The organism is Paenibacillus contaminans, assembly GCF_003285015.1.
GTDB lineage: Bacteria > Bacillota > Bacilli > Paenibacillales > NBRC-103111 > Paenibacillus_V > Paenibacillus_V contaminans.
In genome coordinates this window covers 285,374-307,403 of the sequence record NZ_QMFB01000002.1, presented here as the reverse complement: position 1 = coordinate 307,403, position 22,030 = coordinate 285,374, and the positions used below count along the sequence as shown (strand labels likewise).

Genomic DNA, 22,030 nt, shown 5'->3' with positions numbered 1-22,030 from the left:
CCTCAAACATCTTGTTTTGGATTCCTCTTATTAGATTGCCCGCAGGGCTACGGTAGGAATCCAAAGCCAAAACTCGCCGTAAAGCCATTTATTCCTCCGCACGCTAACAAGATGACACTCACAGAATCCTACCCCACGCAAAGAAACTTCCCGCCGTCACGGGTCAGTTTTTTGCGTTTATGGGAGCGCCTCGTTGCGAGACGTCACTTGACGCCTGCTCCGGAATTAATAACTTTACTCCCGCTCAGCATCTTGTCGTGGCTTCCCTCCAATAAGAATACCCCGCAGGGCTACGGTAGAAATCCAAAGCCAAAACTCGACGTAAAGCTGACATGAAAATCGATGAAGCAACGAAGATTAACCAGGCCGCATTTGACCGGTTTAACGCGCGGAAGTAATAGGGAATCCCTGATCATCACGGAATCCGGCGGTCTTGCAGTAAAAGACCCCGTTCGAGCGATCGGCTGATTCGCCGGACATGAAAACAAGATCACGGAGTTCTGGCTGAGCAGAACTCCGTGATCTTGTTTTTCTTTTATACCCGAGCCTAAGCCATTTTTTTTGGCCGCCTTATCGATGCCGCAAATCCCTTACTTGCTCTCGATCCTTGACCGTAATATTGAAGTTGTTTATGCTCCCCGAAACGGAGGCGGCATTGTAGTTGTCAGGAAGTTTTCTTTGGAAGGGGACGCTGAACGTTTTTTGTTCCCGCGGGCCGATCGTTAGAAGCTGATTGCCGATGACGTCTAGATCGGCCACAACCGAAGAAGGGGTTGACGGCAGGTCTTTGACCGACACCTTGAAATTTACTTGCTTATTTCCGTAATTTTTGAACGTAAAGGAGCAGGAGCCGCTTACTTCGCCTTGATCCGCGTAATACGTACAACTGTTGCCGTTTCGCAATTCAAGCGTGTAAATGCCTTCCGCAAAAACGGATTGATATCCGGACGCGACGGTTTGCGGAATCATCGGGATGAGAAGCAGGAGGCCAATCGTTATCAGCAGACGGCGCTGCCGCAAGGCTTTGTTCATAAGCACTAAACCTGCAATAAAGATCAAGGTAAACAAGATGCCGGGAAAATATAACCCGGAGGTGTCCTTCGACCACGGCGATAATCCGACAGCCCGAAACGCAAGCTCACCCAGAGGCACGTTATTCGGGTAGGTCCACGCCATTCCCGCCGTTAGGGTGAGCAGAAAGATAGCGATCAACAGCTGTGTTCGCTTTTTCATGGCAGGCGCTCCTTCCGGTAAATGTTAAATTCAGTATACCAATATAAGTATGATATGGAAAGCGAGAGGGGGGTGACAGCCTTTCAAGCTTGCTAAAAAAATCCGTTCCACCGCATAAAAGCTCCGGGTTAAGGTGGCCGCCGGCACCGTTTTCTCTTACCATTTAGGACAGCAAACATCTTAAGATGGGTGTTGCGAAAGGAGAGAATGTGCAAATGGCGCGGCTGCGATTCAGCATTTTTTTCAGCGTTTTTGTCGCGATGGTCGGTTTGATGATTATCGCTCCGGTCATGCCCCCGCTCATTCGCGAGCTCGGGCTGAGCGAAACCCACTCGGGCTTGATCATTTCTTTGGGGTCCGTTGCGATGGCCGTGATGGCGCCGGTTTGGGGAAGCCGAAGCGATGCAATAGGAAGGAAGCCTGTCATTTTGATCGGGTTCTTGGGCATGTTTGCAAGCTATGTCCTTTTTACAGCGACGATGTATGCGGGATTGAAGCAGCTCGTCAGCGGCAGTTTGTTAGTCGTTTTGCTCATAGCGGCGCGAGCGTCGGTCGGCTTGTTCATTCCTGCCGTTCCTTCGTCGGCGCAGGCGTATATGGCGGACGTGACGGATGAAAGAGGGCGTTCTGCTGGGATGGCCTTGATCGGCGCCGCGAATGGACTCGGTCTCGTGCTTGGCCCTGCGATAGCCGGTGCGTTCGCGCTCATCGGTTTGATTTGGCCGCTTTATATCGGCGCGGTGCTGCCGCTCGCCGCATTTTTCGTCGTGCTCCTGCTGATTCCGGCCCAAAAGCCGATTATTCAGGCAAAACCTCCGAAGGTGAACCCGTTTCAGAAGGGGGTCCGATTGTATTTGTTCGCCGGGCTCGCGACGATGCTGAGCATTATCACTTTGCAGGTGGTCGGCGGCTTTTATTTTCAAGATCAATTGTCTTTGACTACGAAGGAAACCGCCCGAATGGTTTCGTTCGGCTTAATGTTTAGCGGGGTCGCGATGATCGTCACGCAGGGATTGCAAATGAAAAAGCCGAAATGGCAGCCCAAAGCGCTTATCGTGGCCGGAGCTTTGCTTATGATGATAAGCATGATGCTCTTTCTGTTCGTCATCGGCTTGATCGGCTTTTACTCGGCTTTTTTCTTGTTCGGCGTAGGAGCGGGGCTGATGATGCCGGGCTTCATGACGGGGGCTTCGCTTGCAGTCAGCCGCGAGCAGCAAGGAGGCGTAGCGGGTCTTGTGGCATCGGTCCAGGGCATATCGGCCGTAATCGCACCGATTCTTAGCACGACGCTGTACCAAGCGGATAAGCATCTTCCCTTCGCGGTTGTGGGGGCTTTCGTTCTGATTATGGCGATAACGCTGCTGACTGTGAAATCTCATGGTGCCGCAAGTACGAAGGCTGCGGAAAAATCGGTATAGTTTACTAGATCGGCTAGAGAGCGGGCGCAAGTCCGCTCTTTTTGGTCTATCGAAAAAATGATATTCGAATCGTTACATGGGCAAAGAAATATATAACATATATCGACATCACTATCAACAATCAATTGTTGACAATCTAGAAAATACTCGGTTAAAATGACGATGTAGCTCGATGAATCATGCCGTACGAGCCGGCTTCCTACTATTTGGAGAGAGGTGTTATGCCTTGACGGTGACGGACTATTCCTTTGATCCGATCGTTCCTTTCTTATTTATTAAAGACAAGAAAGAAGAAATGATAGACGCCATCAAAAAACTGAACCGCGAAGCGGGCTTAAGGAGATTCATTCTCGTTTTCCCAACGTGGGATGGAGAAGCGAAAGGGCGTTCCGTGCAGCAAGCGTTCGAGAAGTTCGGCGATCTTCTTGGCGAAGTAAGGCAGCGTTTGGCTTCAGACGGGGTTGAAGTGGGATGGTGGTGCGCGCCCAGCTTGTCGATCGAGCCGCTGCTGCCGGAAGGGGAGACTCCCGCACAAAAAATCGTAGGCATCGACGGAGCCGTTTCCAAATGGGCTTATTGCCCGTCGGACGAGCGCTTCGCGGCATCGATGGGGAATTTTTTGCAAACGGTTGTGAGGAGAGGCGGACCGCCTTATATTTTTTTCGAAGACGACTATCAAGTAAGCAATCATGATGTGGTCAGGTTCGGCTGCTTTTGTCCGCTTCATTTGAAGCGTTTTTCCGAGCGCATCGGCAAGGCGGTTACCAGAGAAGAGCTGGAGGCACTCTTCCGTTCCGGCGGGGATCAAGCGGCGGAATACCGCAAAGCGTGGGCGGGCCTCATGAAGGATTCGCTTACCGAGCTGGCCGGCAGCATGCGGAGAGCCGTGGACGAGGTTGCACCGGAAACCCGAATGGCGCTTTGCCAGCCTTTTGTTTGCGATGTTGACGGCGATCTTACGGAATCCGTGGCCAAAGTGCTCGCAGGCGGCACGAAGCCGTTAGTCCGTTTGTTTGGAAGCGACTATAACAGCGACCGCGCGGATCATTTTGCCTCGTTGACCTTCCATATGCTGCACTCCAAGCAGACGCTGGAGGAAGGGATCGAACTGATTCATGAATCCGATCCGTTCCCGCACAGCCGCTTCTTTTTTTCAGCGGCCAAGCTGCGCGCTTTGATCTCTTTGGCATTATTTTACGGGCTGGACGGTTCCTTGTCTTATGTGACCCAATATACGGACAGTCCTGTCGAGGATGAAGGCTATTTCAGGATGATCGCACGAAACCGGGCGTATTTTACCGAGCTGAAACGTTCCGTAGAAGGCTTCCGCATGGCCGGTCCGCGCGTTCTTTATCGGCCTCATGCACATGCACATCGGCCTGTTGCCGGTAACCAAATTCCGGTGCAGGTAACGCCGGCATGGGCTTCCGTCCTCGGCAAGTTGGGGATTCCCTATACCGCTCAAGCCGGGAAAGGTCCGGTTATGATCTGCGGCGAGGATATCCTCGATCTGTCGGATGCGGAGCTGCTTGAGCTGCTCGGATCCGGCGTATTTCTGGACGGGCTTGCCGCCCTGTACGCTTGCCGCAGAGGATACGGGGATTTGCTCGGCGTCGACGTTACGGAGCTTGAAGTGGCGGTTTGCGATACGATTGTCAACGAACGGCTGACAAAGCTGGACGAATGGGCGGAGCCGGGGGCGGGAGCGCGGATGTATTTTGTGAATCTGGCTCTGGCTGTTCAGCAGTATGCCAGCGTTTTCCGTATTACGCCCAAGCATGCGGAGGTTCGAGTGATGTCCGAGCTCTGGAACGATCAAGAAGAAGCCGTCGCTCCTGCCGTCACTCTCCACGAAAACCGTTTGGGCGGCCGGGTTGCCGTGATGGCTTACGATCTGCGGCAAAATGTCTCCGCCTCCATTTTCAACTACAAGCGCAAGGAACAAATAAGGGGGATAACGGAATGGCTGGGCGGCAGCAATCTGCCGGTTTACGCGGTCAAGGACCCGAATGTGTTCGTAAGCGCCCAAGAGCATCCGGAAATGGGCGACAAGCTGATTGCCATTTATAATGTAAGCCTTGACCCGCTGGAGCAGGTAACCCTTGCGATCGATGCAAGCTGGAGCAAACATTACGTTTACCGCTTGCAGGATGACGGATCATGGGAATTGCTGGACCAAGCGGAGAAGACGCCTATGAAGGATAAGGAAATGTTGAAAATTAGCGGAGCTTTCGCCACGCTGCAGCCGCTTGTATTACGGTTGACCGATCGGCCCGTCTAGCGCCAAGCTTCTGATGAAAGCGGAATGAATATATGTTTAGCGACAATTGTACGAAAACCGTCTGAGACTGCAGCCGCAGCTTTCAGGCGGTTTTTTTAATAATCTCAGTAGATATCTGCTGATTGTTCGATTTCCCGGTAAACGTGCCAGCCCTTAAAAGACGGCGTAGCCGTTCATCCTTGTTATAGATGCAGTAAGTTATTCGGAGGCGGGAGCCGCTTTCCGCGATAGAATCATAGAATCCACACAAGCGAAAAAGCGGTATGCATCCGCCTTTTTCCTCGTATGGGGGTATATGTACAGGCGGGTGCAAGCCCCGGTGGATATTGTGATAAAGAGCTTCATCGTGACAAGTGCTGGAGGTGTGGCTAATGAGCAGGGCAATTGCAAGCAAATGGGTCAAACAATCGGTGCTGCAAAAGAACGAAGCGGTTGCCAAACACATTCCGGAAACGTGCTTTTATCGGCAAGCGCAGCTGCAGCAAATGCTTGATAAACACGGCATGGTCGTCTTAAAGCCGGTGATCGGCACCGGCGGAGGCGGTCTTCTGCGGGTTGAAAAAACGGATAATGGGTACTTATGCTCGCATGGCTCGCGCAATGTTTCCTTGAAGAGCTTCGGCGCCGCCGTAGGCTTCGTTAATCGCCACAGAAAAAGAAGAAAGTATTTGATTCAGCAGGGCATCCACCTGGCGACGATTAACGGACGTCCTTTGGATTACCGGGTCAAGCTTGTCAAACTGCCCAAGGGAAGATGGCAAATTCGCGCGATGGTGGGGCGGCTGGCCAGGAAAGGACTGTTCGTAACGAACCTGTGCAAAGGGGGCCAGCAGCTGAAGTTTGCCGCTGCGCTTAGCGGATCGCTGCCCGATGTGCCGATTGCCGAGAAAAAGAGCGAGCTCCGGGCGCTGAGCTACACTTGCGTCAAAATGATGGAGCAATCGTTCCCCGGGATCGGCGAGCTGGGCTTCGATTTCGCGCTCGATACGAACGGGCAGCCGTGGCTGTTGGAAGTGAATACGCGTCCGTTCTGACGGTTCCGAGACAAAGGCGGCATACGCATAATTGCAAAAGCAAGTACATTCATATGGACAACGAATACGAGAAGAGGTGACGGTTTCGATGAAGAGCAACCGGTCTTCCGCTCGCAAGCGTATAAAAGGCAAGTCGAATAAGGTGTTATTGTATCTGCCGCGTGTAACCATTTCCGATGTCCCGCAGCCTGCGGAAGCGGAGGTGTCCCCAGAACAGGAAAATGCGCTGCGGCGGAACGAGAACCCGTTACGTAAGCAGCGTCCCGCAGCAAAGAGCCGGCTGGCGGCGGTAAGGGCTTCGCAGGAAGCGGCGGCTGCCGCCGAATCGCACGGAAGCCGGTCGCCGGAACCGCCTGCATCGATCCGCCAAACGCCTGTCGAGCCGGAGGCGGAAGCCAGGACCAAGCCATCGGGCGAAGCCCCCTCGACAGGTAAGACGGATCGCGAGCCTTCGGCGCAGTCCGGCCGCAGGGCGCCAAAGCGGCCATCCGCCGCCAAAGGCACTCGGAAATCAAGAACCAAAGGCCGCAAAGGAAATGGCTTGCAGAAGCGGCGGTCAACCGTAATACGCCCGCGGGGCGAGCTGCTTGCGACCGTATCGAACCGCAAGCCGGATACGGAGGAGGGGACGTCCGCGTCCATCTCCGGAACGAAAGGCAGCAAGGGAGGAACGAATCGTCCCGTATGGCCGGATCGGCTGGAGCAGCTGATCAAGCAGGTTCAGCATAAGAAGGTAGTTCTCATTCCGCCTACGGCGGATTGGCGCGACCCGGTGCAGCATAGAGCGCATCATTTTGCACATGCGTTCGCCAGAGCGGGTTATTTAACTTTTTTCATGACGCCAAATGAACGTTACGACCGTTACGCGGAAGGATTTCATCAGATTAGCAGCCACCTGTACATTACCAACGTGCCCATGCGTACGTTCCGCCAATTGAAGAAGCCGATCATGCTGTTCAACCATCCGACAGTCGTAAACGGCGTTATGGAGCTCAATAGTCCGGAAGTGATCTACGATTTCCGCGACTATCCGGGAGAAGTAAGATCGGGAAGCAATGTGGACGCCTATACGGAGCACGCGCATCATTTCCTAAATAGCGGGGCGTCGCTCGTTATCGCCTCGGACGATCTTCTGCTCGGAAGCGCGCGGCGTCAAAGACCGGATACCGTATATTGCCCGGACGGAATCGACTATTCCTATTTCGGCTCCATCATTTACCGGCAAGGCCTCGTTCCCGAGGACATATCCGCCATCGTGTTTTCCCGCAAGCCCGTCATCGGCTATTACGGAACGTTTGCCTCCTGGTTCGAATACGAATTGCTGCAGCGCGTGGCGGAAATGCGTCCGGAATATCAGTTCTTGCTGATCGGACCGGATCTTGACGGCAGCTTGCAGGCATCGGGCTTAGCGAAGCTTGCGAACGTAGCTTATTTGGGAGCGAAGCCGTATGAGGATGTCGCCAGCTATTTGCCTTTCATTGATGTGGGCGTCATTCCGTTTAAGGTAAACGAGAGGACGGTTTCGGCTTTTCCGCTGAAAATGTACGAATACATGGCCGCCGGCCGCCCGGTCGTGTCGACCGAGTTGCCGAAATGCGCGCAGCATCCGTACGTGCATACGGCGAGGAACGCCAAGCAATTTTCCGGCCAGCTCGAAGAAGCGCTGCGGTTGAGCGCAGACTCTCGCTTTTGCTCCAAGCTGCGGGAGTATGCCAAAGCGCAATCCTGGGATGCGAGGGTCGCATTCATGCTCGACATGCTTAGACGCTCCGACCGTTTGTCGCTTGTGCGTTAGCCACAATTGCATATAGCTATGCCAATATCCCGCATCCCCAATCATTCGCCCTTATGCTATGATTACAAAAGGTAAACAGCATTTTTTGAGGCGAACGAGGGGGATATGGGATGACGACGTCGGGCAAAATCCGAATCGGGATTATCGGGGCGGGCAATATCGCTAACGTGCACATTAATGACTATTTGAAGCTTCAGGACGAATGTGAAATAACGTCGATTACGGATGTGGCGCTGCCGCTTGCGGAGCAAAGGGCCAAGGAATACGGCATACCGCATGTTTTTCGGACGGCGGAGGAATTGATTGCGAGCGATAATGTCGATGCGGTGATCGTCGCCGTTCCGAATAAATTTCATGCGCCGCTGGCGATCGCAGCTATGGAAGCCGGCAAGCACGTTCTGCTGGAAAAGCCGATGGGGCTTAACGCGGCGGATGCCAAGCAAATCGTACGCGTGCAGCAAAAAACGGGGCGTATCGTCATGGTCGGCCATCAGCGCCGTTTCGAGCACCTTGCGATGAAGATTAAAGAGCAGGTCGTTCGCGGAGAGCTCGGCAGCATCTATACGGCCAAAGCCGGCTGGTACCGCCGCAAAGGAATTCCCGGCTGGGGAACCTGGTTTACGCAAATGGCGGTATCCGGCGGCGGTCCGCTGATCGATATCGGCGTGCATATGCTGGATTTGTCGCTGCATCTCATGGGCAATCCGAAACCGGTTGCCGTATACGGCGCAACGTATGCGGAATTCGGCCCGCAGCGCAAAGGCATCGGCGGCTGGGGCAAGCCGAACTGGGACGGTTACTACGACGTCGAGGATTTGGCGACCGCGCTGATTCGAATGGAGGACGGCAGCACGCTGACGCTGGAGGTGAGCTGGGCGGTGCACATGTCGACCGACAGCGCGCCGTTTATCCATTTGATGGGCTCGGAAGGCGGAGCGTATTTGAGCGGCACGACCGGCAAGTACTTGACCGAGAAGTTCGACCAGGCGCTCGAAGTCGACTTGACGACGCCTGCGGACGACGAAGGCTCGCGCAGCCGGATGTGCAAGCATTTCCTCGAATGCATCCGTACCGGCCGAGAGCCGCTTACGTCGGTCATGACCGGGCTGACCAATAATTTGATTTTGGACGCGATTTATGAATCTTCCCGCACCCGCAGCGAAGTGAAGCTGGACTGGAATTTGTAAGGCTTGGCCGTGAAGCAGGCGAAGGGAGCCGCCATAGCAATAAGAAACCGCAGGAGCGTTACGTTCCGGCGGTTTTTTTTAATTTTCGTACATCTCCAGTTCTAAAATTAAGCTAAACAAATTGGAGGTTTTTACCGAAATAAAACGTATAAGAATTTTATCAAACGAATATTAGAGGAGTGCATCGGCAAATGGGAATAAAAGCATCAAAATGGTTACTTCTTCCGCTAGGACTGAGTCTGCTCTTGCCAAGTACAGTCATCTCTGCGGAAGATACAACCCGCACAGCTTCAAAAACGTCAGCTGACTTTAAAGATTTGGCGGGCGTGGATGCGGCGCTCAAAGCCAAAATCGATGCGTTGCTGGCCAAAGGCGTCTTCGAAGGCGTTAGCGACGACAGCTTTGGAATCGATGGAAATTTGACAAGGGCGCAAATGGCCAAAGTCCTTACTTTAATTTATGGGGTGAATATCGACAATAGTGTTCGGGCCTCGTCATTTACCGACGTAAAAGCCGACTCGGAGGCTAACGGGTGGGCTATTCCTTATATTGAAGCTGCCAAAAAGGCCGGATTGATCGACGGCATCGGAGGCAATGCTTTCGCTCCGAGCGACAATGCGACATTGGGGCAATTTGCTACCGCTTTAGTTAAAGGGCTTGGCAAAAAAGTCGACGTATCCGGATCGCCTTGGTACAGCGATGCCGTCAAACAAGCGATTGAAAATAAAATTTTACCGGAAGGAAGCAGCGGAGACAAACTTGCTACCCGAGCCGATCTTGTTGTAGGCGCGTATGGCGGGCAGCAAGTATACGAAGAGATTAAGCAATCGACGCCAACACCGACACCGACACCAACGTCAACACCGACACCAACATCGACGCCAACACCGACGCCAACATCGACGCCAACACCAATGCCAACATCGACATCGACGCCTGGACCGTCTTCAGGGGACACGACCGCACCGAGCATCACTGCAGCTACCGTTAACGGACAGAACGTAGCGGTAACGGGCGGCGCAAACGGTACGATCAGTCTAACGGGCATCGATTATCTGGAGACAGGAACGATCAGCGTAAGCGAAGCGTCCACCTTGACTGTAACAGCCATTCAAGGCATCGATTTGGCGGACTATCCGTCCTTGTCGTTTGCTCAAACCTTAACTGCAGGATCGAACACGCTCGATTTAATCGGTAAGCTTGGATCGCTGGATTCCCAAGGCGACGGCTTGTCCGTCAATTATTTGAAGATGCTCAGCAACAGTTCGAATCAATTGGTCATATCGGGCACATTGAAGGACATCGCAGGAAATTCACGCGCAGTCACGTTTACGTTCGATTGGGGCGAACAATAGAAAGTATTGCATTGCGCGTATAAAAACCGTCCGGCGTTTATGAAGTTACCCCAGTCAAGTAGACATTTAAGATGAACCGCCATTAGGCAGCCTTAGTCCGAAATTCAACTGGACTAAGGTTGTTTAATTTCTTCTGAAAGCGTTCATTGTTATAAAAGTGTATGTACTGTTCTATGGCTTGAATAAGTTGTTCCTCCGATTCAAAGGTGTAGAGATGAAAGCACTCAGCTTTGAAGTGACCAAAGAAACTTTCTATGCAAGCATTATCCCAACAGTTCCCTTTACGCGACATGCTCACAACCATTTTCTTTTGTTTTAGAAGGCGATTGTAAGCCTTGTGCGTGTATTGAAATCCTTGATCGCTATGAAGAAGGGTTTTCTTTGCTTTACGCTTGTAGGTGGCCTTCTGTACAGTTTCCAACACAAGATCAAGATCATTACGTTTGCCAATACGATAGGCAATAATTTCATTGTTATAGATGTCGAGCACGGCGGATAAATAAAGGTTCTTTTGGTTATAGGGCAGAAATGTAATATCGGTAACCCACTTTTGATTCGGATTTGAAGCATTAAACTCACGGTTTAATACATTGTCCGACTTTACTATAGCCTCTTTGGAACCGAAATAGGGCTTCTTACGTCTTATGGTTGAACGTATCCCTAGCACCTTCATTAAGCGATATACCCGCTTGTGATTTACGTTTAGACCGTAGGTTCTTTGCAACCACACACGAACTCGCAAATAGCCGTAGATGCCTTTTAATCGGCTATGGCACTCCATTATCTTCTGCTTAAGTGCCTCATCATCTAGCTTCTTAGCAGAGGGGTTTTGCTTATTGCTGAGCCATTTGTAATAGCTGCTTCGACATACATTTGCAATGGCACATAGCATTGAAATTGGATACTTACCAGCTAATTGCTCGATCGTAATATAGTTGTATTCTAATTTCGGCTTTTCCCCCTTTGCAGTTCCCATAACTTTTTTAAGTATTCGTTCTCCGCACGTAGCTTAACCAGTTCTTCTTCTATACTGAGTGGATCTTTTCGTTTACGTCCTTTATGCAACCCCTTAGCCTTGCCCCTCTTCTCCTCAAGCCCTTCTAAGCCCTCTCGTTCATATAGGGTTACCCAGTGTCTTATATTCGTTCGGGGAATATTAAGTTTCCTCGCTATTTCGCTAAAGGGTAGCCCATCCCGGTTATATAACTCCACGGCAATTCGTTTTTCTTCTACTGAGTATGTTTTCTTTATTTCGGCCATGAAAAATCCCCCCTAAGTAGACTTTAGTGTCGATTCTTAACACTGTCTACTTAAAGGGGATAATATCATTATTCCCGGACGGTTTTTCCATTTTATCGGGAAAGTATATCGTAGGAGCGGCTCAACAACTCGCTAAACGCGCAGTCTTTATTGGACGGCGAAGCCGTTTATCATTAAGCTGCCATTGTTTCTCGATTTGCTGTAGTCCGAAATAGCCTGCTTGGAGCAAGGAATCGAGGTTCGCTTAACGCTGGAGTCCGATTTTGCCGGCTTGGAGAACGGATTCACCGGTGTGCCGAGCAAAATACCCGCTGCAAGCAGGCGTTTTCGGACTACAGGCGGAGAAAGGTAGCCGTATTCGATTCCAAGTGGGCAAAATCGGACTGCGGCGCATACAAGCGACGAGCGAGGATGGGCAAGCGGGTAGGAATACCGGTTCGAGGACCGCGGTATATGTCAAAGACGTGGAAGAAAGCACCGAAGGCGAACAACAGGTTATAGGCATGAGGGCTCGCTAAAGAGCTTCGCCATCGGCCGCCTTTGAAACCGTGTTTCTGCCTCGTAATCATTCAAAGAAACACGATTTCAAGAGCGTTTGAAAACCTAACCCGATTGCCTCGCCAACGAACAAACGTATATCGATCACCAAAGCCGCCGCAAGGCGGTTTTCTCAAAATCTCGGATTCCATAAAGGCGTAGCCGTTTATCCTTATAGAGTCACTCCTTGACTGCGCCGATGACGATGCCTTTGACGAAATACCTCTGTAGGAACGGGTATACAAGCAAGATGGGCAAAGCGCCGATAAAAATTTGCGAAGCCCGGATCGTTCGCTGGGACAAATTCGCGAGCATTTCGGGATCGAACTTCGTCATATCCTTTTGGACGATGATCGTCTGCATGAAGCTGGCAAGCGGGAGCCGCGCGGATTCTTTAATATAAATCAAGCCGTCGAAATAAGCGTTCCAATGCCCGACCATCGTAAACAAAGAAATCGTGGCGAGCGCAGGCAGGGAGATCGGCAGGTAAATCATGATGAAGGTCCGGAAATGACCGGCGCCGTCCATAAAGGCAGCCTCCTCGAGATCCTTGGGCACAGTGCGGAAGAAGTTAAGAAGCAGAATGATGTTATAAACGGCGACCATTCCCGGCAAAATAAGCGCCATCAGCGTATTCATCAGGCCGAGCTTCAGAATAAGGATGTAGTTCGGAATCAGGCCGCCGCTGAACAGCATCGTCACGACAAAATACCATAAATACGGGCCGCGGGCGCGAAAGGCGCGGGCCTCTTTGGAGAGCGCGTAAGCGGCGAGCGCATTTACGCACATGGCGAGCGCCGTGCCGATGACCGTACGCTGAACGGAAACCCCCAAGGATGAAAGAAAATTGGCGTTGTTGAACGTTTTGGCATACGCCTCGAACGTAAAGCCAATCGGCCAGAACGTCACCAAGCCGGCATTGGCGGGAGCGGACGAGCTTAAGGATACCATCAGCAGGTGGTACATCGGCAGCAGGCAAAGTATGGACAGAGTAATCAGCAGCGTGTTGTTGAATATGGTGAAGATGCGGTAAGACAGCGTTTTATGGTACATCCAAAGCCCTCCTTGCTTGCTAGAAGATTCGATATCCGGCGAATTTATAGGCGAGACGGTACGAGATGACGATCAAGATTAAGCTGATCACCGATTTGAAAAATCCGACGGCCGTAGCGAAGCTGAATTGGCCGCTTAGCAAGCCTTCCCGGTATACGAACGTGTCGATAATGTCGCCCTGCTGATAAATCAGAGGACTGTACAAGTTGAAAATTTGGTCGAAGTTCGCATTCAGCACGTTGCCCAGCGCCAAAGTCGCCACGACGATTGCGATCGGTACGAGCGAGGGCATGGTGATATGCAGCGTTTGCTTGAAGCGGCTCGCCCCGTCGACCTCGGCCGCTTCGTATAAAGCCGGGTTAATGCCCGCAAGCGCGGCCAGGAAAATAATCGTATTAAAGCCGAACTCTTTCCATACGTCGCTGGCGATAATCGTGAACCGGAACCAGCTGCCGTCGCCCAGAAAGAAAATCGGCTTGATGCCGAACATATAGGTGAGAAACTGGTTGACGAGGCCGGTTTGGGCGAGCAGATCGATCAAAATCCCTGCCAGCGTGACCCAGGATAGGAAGTGGGGGAGATAAACGAACGTTTGGATCGATCGTTTAAGCCCCATGTTTCTTACCTCGTTCAGCAGTAAGGCGAATCCGAACGGAATGATCAAGTTCATGACGATTTTGGAGCAGGCGAAGAACAGCGTATTCCACGTTATTTTCAGAAAATATTCGTTCTCGAACATATAGCGAAAATGCTTCAAGCCGACCCAAGGCGAGCCCGTTATGCCGAGCGCGGCCTTATAATCTTGAAATGCCATGACGATTCCCGTCATCGGAAGATAAGAAAAAACGAACACCAGAACGACGGCCGGCAAAACCATGAGATGAAGGATCCATGGCTGCTTGCGGCTGTTTTTTCTTGTTTCGCTCCGGGCGGCCTTGGCGGGCACTTGTTGTACAGTTTTGGCGTCCATAGCTCTCTCCCCGTTCCATAAAAACTCATTTGTGTATTTTGAGAAACCCTGATATATATAGTATCAACATGCTCCGGCGTCGAACTATAGGACGTTGTTAGGATCGATAGGGTTTTGTTAGTTTGTCGGAAAGAGCATATCGAGGAAGCGGCTCAAACCTGCGGTAAACGGCGGCGTGAAAGATGCCGGTAGGCGTTTATCCTTGGTTTATCGGAAAGCATATCGAGGAAGCGGCTCAAACCTGCGGTAAACGGCGGCGTGAAAGACGCCGGTAGGCGTTTATCCTTGGTTTATCCTACTCGGGGGATAATTTGGCGGAGGGATCGGATATGGAGCTTAGAAGAGGCATCGCGTTAGTCGAGGGAAGAATAAGTTCCCGCTTTAGTCTGTTCGCCAAAATGAACGGCTTGATCGTCATTTTGTTCATCCCGATCATCATCTTGTTTACGTATTCGAATGGAACCGCCTTCAACGTAATAAGCAAGGAGCTGCAAAAGTCGAATATCAAGCAGCTTTCCTTCCTCTCCAGTCAAATCGACTCGAGAATCAATCAGATGATGGATTTCGTCATTACGTTCTCGCGGGATCCGAATGTCCAGAAATTCAACGGCTTGAACATATGGGAGGATCGTTACGACCGGATGCAAACACGCTACGTGGTGCAGGAAAAAATGATGCTGCAATCCGGAATCACGAACATTTGGCCGGTCAAATATACGGTATATTCCCAGCAAAACAAAGAAGCGATATCCAATTCGAATAAATCGGTAACGTACAGCGAGGACTATCTCGAGCGGAATATGAGCGGCAAATGGACCTACGGCAACGGGGAAGAAGCCGCATCGGGTCAACCGAAAGCGTTTTATTGGTTTTATACCGATTCCTTCGGCCAGCAAGGCGTGCTCGGAGGGAGCAATCTGGTCGTCGAAGCGAGCTTCGGTCACGAAAATATTCAAAACATGCTGGATACGTATAAAGCGGGCGGTCAAGGAGATCCCTTGTTTTACCATAAGGGAGAGGCGCCCATTTTGAACCGCAGCGCCTCACAGCCCTTGTCGGAAGCGGTGATCCGTTATTTGGACGGGCAAGCTTTTGGGGATACGCTGCAGCGGGTCGTTCAACTGGACAACAAAAGCTATTTGGTCAGCGCCGTGAAATCCCCGCAGCTGAACTGGTACCTGGTTGACATCGTGCCGCACGGGCAAATTTTGGGACCGATTTCGTTCAGCCGCAATCTTTTTTATTTGTCGATGGTGCTGCTGTTCGCAGTCGGCATCTCCGCATCCGTCCTGCTTTACCGAAACGTGCAGCGGCCGATCCGCAAGCTGATCCGCGGTTTTCAGAGCGTGCAGCGGGGCGATTTTGCGGCAAGGATCAACGCCAATGTCCATAATGAATTTTCGTTCCTGCTTCATCGTTTTAACGATATGTCGCAGCAAATCCAAGGCTTGATCGAGAACGTGCTTAACGAAAAGCTCCGGGCGCGGGAAGCGACGCTGAAGCAGCTGCAGGCTCAAATCAATCCTCATTTTCTTTATAATTGCCTCGGCTATATTATCAACATGGCGCAGATGAAGGACGAGGAGGCCGTCGTTTCGATGGCGTATAATTTAAGCACCTACTACCGGTATACGACCCGGATCGAGCGGCAAACGGCTACGCTGGACGAAGAAATAAAGCTGATCGTGAACTATTTGGATATTCAGAAGCTCCGCAACGGGAGAATTCATTACCGGATCGATATTCCGGAGGAGATGCAGAGCCAGCATGTTCCGCGTTTGCTGCTGCAGCCGATCGTGGAAAATGCCGTCATGCACGGGATTGGCAAAAGCTACGCCTCGGGCGAAATACGGATAAGCGGCGAGATGTCGGACGGCTTATGCAAAATTTATATCGATGACGACGGTCCGGGAATGGAAGCGGGCCTTCAGGAGGCGCTGAACCGCAAAATGAAGGAGCCTTTGCAGGAGGATATGGGCTGCGGCCTTTGGAATACGAACCAGCGGCTTATTCATAAATTCGGAGAGCGTTCCTCGCTTTTTTTCACAAAATCGGAGCTTGGCGGATTCCGGACGGAGATCGTTTGGGAGGCCGCCTCCGCCGAAGAGCCGGGCCGTCAGACGGCCAAAGAAGGAGCTGAGCAGCATGCAGATGATCATCGTTGACGACGAAGCCCACTGGGTGGACAATCTTTCCACGACCAAGCCGTGGCATACGCTCGGGATCGAGCAGGTTCATAAGGCTTATTCCGCGCACGAGGCGCTGCAAATTTTGGAGTCGCATCCGATCGATATCGTCATCTCGGATATTCTTATGCCCGAAATGACGGGGATCGAGCTGATCGAACGCATTCGTTTGCGCGATAAAAAAATAAAATGCATTATTTTATCCGGCCATTCGGATTTCGAATTTACGAAAGAGGCCGTCCGGCATCAGGCTGTCGATTATTTGCTCAAGCCGCCGACGGACAATGAGCTGCTTGGGGCCGTCAAAGCGGCGATCGACCAGTTGAATAAAGAATGGGAAAGCATAAGCTCCCATGAGCGCACCCAGTTTACGCTCCGCGAGAACTTGCCGCTGCTGCGCGGTCAATTGCTGCTTGACGCTTTACGGGGACAGCGGCTGCCGGAGGACGAATGGAGCCGGAGGCTGGACAATTACGGCTTGCCGTTCCGCTTCGGCGACTGCGCCCTGCTGCTCGTCCGGATGGAGGAGGAGTTCGGCCGGTATAAGAACAACGGTCAGCAGCTGATGGAATATGCGATCATGAACATGGCCGAGGAAATCATCGGGGAGTATGCGGAGGTATGGGGCGTCAAGGAGGAGCACGGATATTTGGCGTTTCTGCTTCAGCTGAAGGCGGATTGCTCCGATACGACCATACTGGAGAAGCTTTCCATGCAGCTGCAGTCCAAAGTCAAGCAGTTTCTGAAAGGCTCCCTGTCCGTAGTCATTACGGAGCGGTTCCGGTTTCCCGAGCAGCTTCCCGAACGGTACCGGCAGGCTTCGGCCTATTTCCGGCAAATTGTCGGGGACGAGCGGGAATTCGTCATGCGTGTCGGCGAATTCGAGCAAAATACGAAGCAGGGAACCTTGAATGCGATCCATATGCCGCCCGCGTTTCTGAACCTGCTGGAGGCAGGGCGCTGGGACGCGGCGGAGGAGAAGCTTGCTGCCGTGTTCGCGGAGCTGGAGGAGAAATGGTCCGAATCGTGGGAGCACTGTATGGAGGCCGGTTTTATCATCGCCTCTTCGTTCACGCATCTCGCGCACCGGAACGGTTATACGCTGGCCAAATTGCTAGGTCCGGATATGGAGCCGCTGCAGAGCGGAGAAACATTCGCCTCGATCGGCAAGCTGCGCAAATGGTCCCTCGGCGTGCTCGGCAAGCTGAAGGAGGAAACGTCCGACGATATCAAAAATATACGCGCCCAGTATGTGAAAAAAGTGCAGAGCTTTGCGGAGAAAAACCTGCATCTCGACGTTTCGCTGCGCGCGCTGGCCGACCATGTGAATTTGCATCCGACGCATCTGTCGAAAATTTATAAGATCGAAACCGGCGAAGGAATCAGCGATTACGTGGCCTCGCTCCGCATGGAACGGGCATGCCGCCTGCTTGGCACGACCGACAAAAAAGTGTATGAAATCAGCACAGAGGTCGGTTATTTGGATCCGGCTTATTTTATCAAAGTGTTCAAACGGCAGTTCGGTGTGACGCCTCAGGAATATCGGGACGGGAATGCAACCCCCTAACAGAGTACTACGAAAACTAACATAATCCTATAGATACCTTCCCCGGCAAGTTGGTAGAGTAAAACACAAGAAGTCGATCTTACACCATAGGGGGAAAAACAAATGGGTACATTTCGAAAGTCATGGCTGCTGCTTGCCGGCAGCGCGATTGTCGCCGTCACGGGCTGCAGCAGCGCCAATAACGCCGGAACCGGAAATTCGGCCGATACCGGCTCGAAGAGCGCAGCTTCAACCATACCGGCTCCCGCGCCCGGATTCGAGAAAGGAAAGTACGATCCGCCGATCGAGATCAGCACCGTTCTCATGCCGAAGAAGTACTCCAAGGGCGATACGAAGGAAAACAACGTCCACGACCGCTGGATGCTGGAGCAATTCGGCATCAAGCATAAAGATACCTGGTACCCGGCCGGCGACGACCAGTATAAACAGAAGCTCCAGCTGACGATCGCATCTGGCGAGAAGCTGCCCGATTTTGTAGCGGTACCGACTAACCCGGTATTGACCAACCAGCTGATCGATTCCGGCCAGTTTATCGCGATCGACGAGCTGTTCGAGAAGTACGCCAACAGCATCTGGAAAGACCATGCCAAGCAGCATCCGGAATTATGGTATCCTTTCACGAGAGACGGCAAAAAATATAACCTGCCGATTCTCGAATATACCGATAACGACGATACGATCCTGTGGCTTCGCGAGGATTGGATGGAGAAGCTGCAGCTCAAGGCTCCGCAGACGATAGCGGAATTGGAAATCGTGCTCGACAAATTCAAAAACCAGAATCCGGACGGACTCGCTCCGAAGGACGTTTTCCCGCTTGCGGTTTCCATGAAGAACAATACGAACACGTGGATGGGGTCGCTCGATTGGCTGTTCGGCGCATACGGCACGGTCGAGGAGCAGTGGAACAAGGATGGGAACGGCAACTTGGAATACGGCTCCATCAATCCGGGGGCGAAGAAAGCGCTCGCGAAGCTTCAAGAATGGATGAACAAAGGTTATATCCACCCCGATGCCGCTCTGTGGGATGAAGGGAAGTCCGCCGAAATTTGGACCAAAGGAAATGCGGGCGTTCTGCCAGGGGCGAACTGGGTTCCGGATTGGCCGGCTCCGGATTTGCTCAAGAACGTCAGCGGATCGAAGTATAAAGCGTACCCGGTTCCTGCCGGTCCGGACGGACAGTTGGGCACCAAGTGGCAAAATTCCGGCGTAAACAGCAGCATCATGATCAATAAAGACGCCAAGCATCCGGAAGCGATCTTCCTGTACTACAACTATATGCTGGACAACATGGCCAATCCGGCTGCAGGCAGCAAATACGAATACGGCTTCGCCCAAGGCTACGATTGGGATATCGTAGACGGTCAGCCGACAAGCAATAAAGACAAGATCAAAGATTTCAACAACAGCTTCCCGTTCCTGACCGGTCCCGCCCGTATTCCGGACCTTTACATGAAAACATTGGTTAAGCTTGCGGACGGCAAAAAGCCGGAAACCCCTTACGAAAAGCAGCTCGCCGAGTTCCGGAAGCCGGAAAACTGGTATGCCGCCAAAGTCGTTATGTCGCAAATGAACATCCGCAAGCAAAATTACTTTACCGGCGCGGCGACGCCGACGATGATTTCCAAATGGAATTTGCTGCGCCAGTCCGAAATGGAGACGTTCAACAAAATCATCTACGGCAAATTGCCGGTCGACGCGTTCGACGAATTCGTAGCCAACTGGAAGGCGAACGGCGGCGACCAAATTACGAAGGAAGTCAACGAGTGGTTCAAGTCGGTGTCGAAAAAGTAATTTTTTCTCGCTGCTTGGCGTAGACTGCTGCAGAAAGTGAAGGGCTGTCCCAAAAGGTCTAAAAGACCTGGGGGCAGTCCTTTTTTAAAATCTCAGAAAGTATATCTCCGGAGATTGTTCGATTTCCCGGTAAACGCGCACGCCCTTAACGGGCGGCGAAGCCGTTTATCCTTGTATCCTCTCTGATTATTCGATTTCTCAGTAAACGCGAACCTGTTCAAGGGGATTGGCAGTCTGTTATTGTTGTACGAAGTACATCGGATTTTCATAAAATGAAATCGTAGACACATTGTTCGTTTTATACTATGATAATGTTATAAACAAACATTAATTGTTTGAAAATATCATAGCGGAGTTGAGAATATGCGCACAAAAGTGAGATTGAACCGGATGTTCAGCGCCCAAGGCAAATGCTTCGATGTTGCAATCGATCATGGTTTTTTCAATGAGCACTCATTTTTATCCGGAATCGAGAATATGAAACATGCGATCGAGACGATTGTCAAAGCGGGGCCGGATTGCGTGCAATTGAGCGTAGGGCAGGCGGGGCTGCTCCAGGAAATTCCCGGCAAGCAAAAGCCCGGTCTCGTTCTGCGTACGGATGCGGCGAATATTTACGGCAGCGCGCTTCCGAGATTTCTGTTCAGCGAACTGATCGATCGGGCGATCGAACATGCCGTCCGTTTGGACGCCGTCGCCGTTTGCGTCAATTTGCTGCTGCTGCCGGATCAGCCGGAGCTGCACCATCAATGCGTGCGCAACGTTACGCTCTTGAAATCGGAATGCGAGAAATACGGCATGCCGCTAATGGTCGAGCCGCTTGTCATGCTCCCGAACGAAGCGAAGGGCGGGTACATGGTGGACGGCGATATCCGCAAAATCATGCCGCTCGTCCGTCAAGCGGCCGAGCTCGGCGCCGACGTGATCAAAGCGGACCCGTGCGACGATGTGACGGAATACCATAGAGTGATCGAGATCGCATCGGGTGTGCCCGTACTCGTGCGCGGCGGAGGCCGGGCAAGCGACGAAGAGATCGTGGAACGGACGGTCGAGCTGATGAAGCAAGGCGCTTCCGGGATCGTTTACGGGCGCAATGTCATCCAGCATCCGAATCCGGCCGGCATGACGTCGGCTTTGATGGCGATCGTTCATGACGGAGCCTCGGCGGCCGATGCGCTTATGATTTTGAAAGGGGAGCGGGTCTGATGGGCAAGCGGATTATTCGTTTCGGCGTCATCGGCTGCGGCTTGATGGGCAAAGAATTTGCCAGCGCGGCGGCGCGCTGGTGCCATTTGACGGACATCGATGCCGAGCCGCGCATCGTGGCGGTTTGCGATCCGAATCCGGATGCCGCCGAGTGGTTTCGGAAGCAAGTGCCCGGCATCGAACGTACATACACCGATTATCGCGAGCTTCTGGCCGATCCGTCCATCGAAGCGATTTACTGCGCGGTTCCGCATAATCTGCATGAACGGTTATATGCGGATATCGTAAGAGCGGGCAAGCATTTGCTCGGCGAGAAGCCGTTCGGCATCGACAAGGAAGCGAATGCGGAGATACAGGCGGCGCTTGCGGAGCGGCCCGATGTTCTTGTCCGCTGCTCGTCGGAGTTCCCTTTTTATCCCGGAGCGCAGCAAATCGTCAAGTGGGTGGAGGAAGGAAGGTTCGGCCGCATTATCGAAGTCGAGGCGGGCTTCTGGCATTCGAGCGATCTCGATCCGACGAAGCCGATCAACTGGAAGCGGCGCATCGCGACGAACGGGGAGTACGGCTGCATGGGCGATTTGGGGATGCACGTCCTGCATCTTCCGCTGCGGTTCGGCTGGAAGCCGGCAAGCGTACGGGCGCTGCTTTCCAAAATTATTCCCGAACGTCCGGACGGCAATGACGGCATGGCTCCATGCGAAACATGGGATAACTCGATTCTCGCATGCGATGTGAAGACGGATGACCAGCAATTCCCTATGCTGCTGTCGATGAAACGGATCGCCCCGGGACATGCGAACACTTGGTTTATCCGCATTCAAGGCACGGAGCTTTCGGCGGAGTTTACGACCAAAAATCCGAAGCAAGTCGCATCGCTTCCTTACACGCCCGGCGGCCAGCAAGCCTGGCATACGGTAGACGCCCCGTACAAATCGGCTTACGGCACGATAACGGGCGGTATTTTCGAATTCGGCTTTTCCGATTCGATCCTGCAGATGTGGGCGGCATTCTGCGACGAGCTGGCTAACCGCGACCGGATGCGGCAGACGTTCCGCTGCGCCACGCCGGAAGAGGCGGCGGGCAGTCATCGCGTGTTTACGGCTGCCCTGCAATCGCAGCGCAGCGGCGAAACGGTCTCCATCGACTGGGGGAATTAA

General features: G+C 52.4%; 17 protein-coding genes. 12 read left to right on the top strand and 5 right to left on the bottom strand.

Annotation, left to right across the window (positions count from 1 at the left end; genetic code table 11):
• Positions 1-570: 570 nt before the first annotated feature.
• Positions 571-1,233, bottom strand: coding sequence for a hypothetical protein (locus DQG23_RS05565; RefSeq protein WP_113029817.1), 663 nt, complete (start codon positions 1,231-1,233; stop codon positions 571-573).
• A 215-nt stretch (positions 1,234-1,448) separates the two neighbouring features.
• Between DQG23_RS05565 and DQG23_RS05560 the strand changes: the two genes are divergently transcribed.
• The 6 genes from DQG23_RS05560 (at position 1,449) to DQG23_RS05535 (ending at position 10,303) form a co-directional block, all read left to right on the top strand.
• Positions 1,449-2,651, top strand: a complete 1,203-nt coding sequence (locus tag DQG23_RS05560; protein WP_113029816.1) for an MFS transporter — start codon at positions 1,449-1,451, stop codon at positions 2,649-2,651.
• 226 nt (positions 2,652-2,877) lie between these two features.
• The gene (locus DQG23_RS05555; RefSeq protein ID WP_113029815.1) at positions 2,878-4,932 is read left to right on the top strand and encodes a hypothetical protein; all 2,055 of its coding nucleotides are present in this window, start codon (positions 2,878-2,880) and stop codon (positions 4,930-4,932) included.
• Between the two features lie 371 nt (positions 4,933-5,303).
• Entirely contained in the window at positions 5,304-5,966 is a 663-nt protein-coding gene (locus DQG23_RS05550; RefSeq protein WP_113029814.1) for a YheC/YheD family protein, read from the top strand.
• 88 nt (positions 5,967-6,054) lie between these two features.
• Entirely contained in the window at positions 6,055-7,761 is a 1,707-nt protein-coding gene (locus tag DQG23_RS05545) for a glycosyltransferase (protein WP_113029813.1), read from the top strand.
• 110 nt (positions 7,762-7,871) lie between these two features.
• A complete protein-coding gene (locus DQG23_RS05540; protein ID WP_113029812.1) occupies positions 7,872-8,948 on the top strand; it encodes a Gfo/Idh/MocA family protein in 1,077 nt (358 codons plus the stop codon).
• Positions 8,949-9,139: 191 nt separating this feature from the next.
• Positions 9,140-10,303: an S-layer homology domain-containing protein gene (locus DQG23_RS05535; RefSeq protein ID WP_113029811.1), complete on the top strand. Its 1,164-nt coding sequence runs from the start codon at positions 9,140-9,142 to the stop codon at positions 10,301-10,303.
• A gap of 82 nt (positions 10,304-10,385) precedes the next feature.
• On the opposite strand, the gene DQG23_RS05530 is transcribed toward DQG23_RS05535, so the two are convergent.
• On the bottom strand, positions 10,386-11,279 hold the full coding sequence (locus DQG23_RS05530) for an IS3 family transposase (protein WP_113029810.1): 894 nt from the start codon (positions 11,277-11,279) through the stop codon (positions 10,386-10,388).
• Complete coding sequence (locus tag DQG23_RS05525; protein ID WP_113029809.1) at positions 11,246-11,563, bottom strand: helix-turn-helix domain-containing protein; 318 nt, start codon at positions 11,561-11,563, stop codon at positions 11,246-11,248. Before DQG23_RS05525 ends, DQG23_RS05530 begins: the two co-directional genes overlap by 34 nt.
• A gap of 290 nt (positions 11,564-11,853) precedes the next feature.
• Between DQG23_RS05525 and DQG23_RS05520 the strand changes: the two genes are divergently transcribed.
• Positions 11,854-12,081: a hypothetical protein gene (locus DQG23_RS05520; RefSeq protein WP_113029808.1), complete on the top strand. Its 228-nt coding sequence runs from the start codon at positions 11,854-11,856 to the stop codon at positions 12,079-12,081.
• A 199-nt stretch (positions 12,082-12,280) separates the two neighbouring features.
• Here the strand turns inward: DQG23_RS05520 and DQG23_RS05515 are convergent, their stop codons facing one another.
• Together DQG23_RS05515 and DQG23_RS05510 are read right to left on the bottom strand one after the other, a co-directional pair.
• A complete protein-coding gene (locus DQG23_RS05515; protein WP_113029807.1) occupies positions 12,281-13,153 on the bottom strand; it encodes a carbohydrate ABC transporter permease in 873 nt (290 codons plus the stop codon).
• A gap of 19 nt (positions 13,154-13,172) precedes the next feature.
• Positions 13,173-14,123 (bottom strand): ABC transporter permease, encoded by a 951-nt coding sequence (locus tag DQG23_RS05510; RefSeq protein WP_113029806.1) that lies wholly within the window; start codon positions 14,121-14,123, stop codon positions 13,173-13,175.
• Between the two features lie 329 nt (positions 14,124-14,452).
• Here DQG23_RS05510 and DQG23_RS05505 point away from each other — a divergent pair, with 329 nt between their 5' ends.
• The 5 genes from DQG23_RS05505 (at position 14,453) to DQG23_RS05485 (ending at position 22,030) form a co-directional block, all read left to right on the top strand.
• Entirely contained in the window at positions 14,453-16,288 is a 1,836-nt protein-coding gene (locus DQG23_RS05505; RefSeq protein ID WP_238177761.1) for a sensor histidine kinase, read from the top strand.
• Entirely contained in the window at positions 16,269-17,876 is a 1,608-nt protein-coding gene (locus DQG23_RS05500) for a response regulator transcription factor (protein WP_113029805.1), read from the top strand. The genes DQG23_RS05505 and DQG23_RS05500 overlap by 20 nt, the downstream gene beginning before the upstream one ends.
• A 102-nt stretch (positions 17,877-17,978) precedes the next feature.
• Positions 17,979-19,667 carry a type 2 periplasmic-binding domain-containing protein gene (locus tag DQG23_RS05495; RefSeq protein WP_113029804.1) on the top strand — a complete coding sequence of 563 codons (1,689 nt, stop codon included), beginning with the start codon at positions 17,979-17,981 and terminating at the stop codon, positions 19,665-19,667.
• Positions 19,668-20,030: 363 nt separating this feature from the next.
• Positions 20,031-20,873, top strand: coding sequence for a class I fructose-bisphosphate aldolase (locus DQG23_RS05490; RefSeq protein WP_113029803.1), 843 nt, complete (start codon positions 20,031-20,033; stop codon positions 20,871-20,873).
• Positions 20,873-22,030: a Gfo/Idh/MocA family protein gene (locus tag DQG23_RS05485; protein ID WP_113029802.1), complete on the top strand. Its 1,158-nt coding sequence runs from the start codon at positions 20,873-20,875 to the stop codon at positions 22,028-22,030. The genes DQG23_RS05490 and DQG23_RS05485 overlap by 1 nt, the downstream gene beginning before the upstream one ends.

Coding starts and splice junctions, on each gene's coding strand:
- DQG23_RS05565 (WP_113029817.1), bottom strand. CDS start 1,233: ATGAAAAAGCGAACACAGCTGTTGATCGCTATCTTTCTGCTCACCCTA.
- DQG23_RS05560 (WP_113029816.1), top strand. CDS start 1,449: ATGGCGCGGCTGCGATTCAGCATTTTTTTCAGCGTTTTTGTCGCGATG.
- DQG23_RS05550 (WP_113029814.1), top strand. CDS start 5,304: ATGAGCAGGGCAATTGCAAGCAAATGGGTCAAACAATCGGTGCTGCAA.
- DQG23_RS05545 (WP_113029813.1), top strand. CDS start 6,055: ATGAAGAGCAACCGGTCTTCCGCTCGCAAGCGTATAAAAGGCAAGTCG.
- DQG23_RS05540 (WP_113029812.1), top strand. CDS start 7,872: ATGACGACGTCGGGCAAAATCCGAATCGGGATTATCGGGGCGGGCAAT.
- DQG23_RS05535 (WP_113029811.1), top strand. CDS start 9,140: ATGGGAATAAAAGCATCAAAATGGTTACTTCTTCCGCTAGGACTGAGT.
- DQG23_RS05530 (WP_113029810.1), bottom strand. CDS start 11,279: ATGGGAACTGCAAAGGGGGAAAAGCCGAAATTAGAATACAACTATATT.
- DQG23_RS05525 (WP_113029809.1), bottom strand. CDS start 11,563: ATGGCCGAAATAAAGAAAACATACTCAGTAGAAGAAAAACGAATTGCC.
- DQG23_RS05515 (WP_113029807.1), bottom strand. CDS start 13,153: ATGTACCATAAAACGCTGTCTTACCGCATCTTCACCATATTCAACAAC.
- DQG23_RS05510 (WP_113029806.1), bottom strand. CDS start 14,123: ATGGACGCCAAAACTGTACAACAAGTGCCCGCCAAGGCCGCCCGGAGC.
- DQG23_RS05505 (WP_238177761.1), top strand. CDS start 14,453: ATGGAGCTTAGAAGAGGCATCGCGTTAGTCGAGGGAAGAATAAGTTCC.
- DQG23_RS05500 (WP_113029805.1), top strand. CDS start 16,269: ATGCAGATGATCATCGTTGACGACGAAGCCCACTGGGTGGACAATCTT.
- DQG23_RS05495 (WP_113029804.1), top strand. CDS start 17,979: ATGGGTACATTTCGAAAGTCATGGCTGCTGCTTGCCGGCAGCGCGATT.
- DQG23_RS05490 (WP_113029803.1), top strand. CDS start 20,031: ATGCGCACAAAAGTGAGATTGAACCGGATGTTCAGCGCCCAAGGCAAA.
- DQG23_RS05485 (WP_113029802.1), top strand. CDS start 20,873: ATGGGCAAGCGGATTATTCGTTTCGGCGTCATCGGCTGCGGCTTGATG.